This window comes from Fluoribacter dumoffii NY 23 (genome assembly GCF_000236165.1).
Classification (GTDB): Bacteria; Pseudomonadota; Gammaproteobacteria; order Legionellales; family Legionellaceae; genus Legionella; species Legionella dumoffii.
The window spans coordinates 3,018,078-3,018,701 of record NZ_CM001373.1 but is presented as its reverse complement, the minus strand read 5'-3'; the positions used below and the strand labels follow the sequence as shown (position 1 = coordinate 3,018,701).

The window sequence follows — 624 nt, the reverse complement described above, 5'->3', positions numbered from 1 at the left end:
GGTCTCCTCATGTGAAAGTAGGTCATCGCCAGGGTTTTATTTAAGTGATATAAGTATAAATATCACAAAAGTGCTTGTAAAAAGCAATAGAGAGCTTATATGCTGGCGTAGCTCAGTTGGTAGAGCAACTGACTTGTAATCAGTAGGTCCCGGGTTCGATTCCTGGTGCCAGCACCATCTTATTAGATTGGCCGTTAACAAAATGTTGACATTCTATTCATCTTAAAAGAAAATAGCGTTCTTTTTGGAGGGGTTCCCGAGCGGTCAAAGGGATCAGACTGTAAATCTGACGGCACTGCCTTCGAAGGTTCGAATCCTTCCCCCTCCACCAGTTGAAAAGAGAAAGAAAGCGGGTGTAGTTCAATGGTAGAACTTCAGCCTTCCAAGCTGATAGCGTGGGTTCGATTCCCATCACCCGCTCCAAATTAGAAATTAGAAATATTTGCTTGTTCGTATGAATCAGCAAGCTAATATAAGCCCACATAGCTCAGGCGGTAGAGCACTTCCTTGGTAAGGAAGAGGTCGTTGGTTCGAGTCCAGTTGTGGGCACCATAATGTCAATTAGCAATGGGGGAGACTTTCCAATGGCGAAGGAAAAATTTGAACGTAAAAAGCCACACGTTA

General features: G+C 43.8%; 4 tRNA genes. All 4 read left to right on the top strand.

The annotated features are described in order from the left end of the window. The first annotated feature begins 101 nt into the window (after positions 1-101). The 4 genes from KYQ_RS13780 (at position 102) to KYQ_RS13765 (ending at position 552) form a co-directional block, all read left to right on the top strand. Positions 102-177: transfer RNA gene (locus tag KYQ_RS13780), tRNA-Thr, on the top strand. A 69-nt stretch (positions 178-246) separates the two neighbouring features. Continuing rightward, a tRNA-Tyr gene (locus KYQ_RS13775) sits at positions 247-331 on the top strand. Between the two features lie 18 nt (positions 332-349). Continuing rightward, a tRNA-Gly gene (locus tag KYQ_RS13770) sits at positions 350-423 on the top strand. A 53-nt stretch (positions 424-476) separates the two neighbouring features. Beyond that, positions 477-552, top strand: a tRNA-Thr gene (locus KYQ_RS13765). The last annotated feature ends 72 nt before the right edge of the window (positions 553-624 follow it).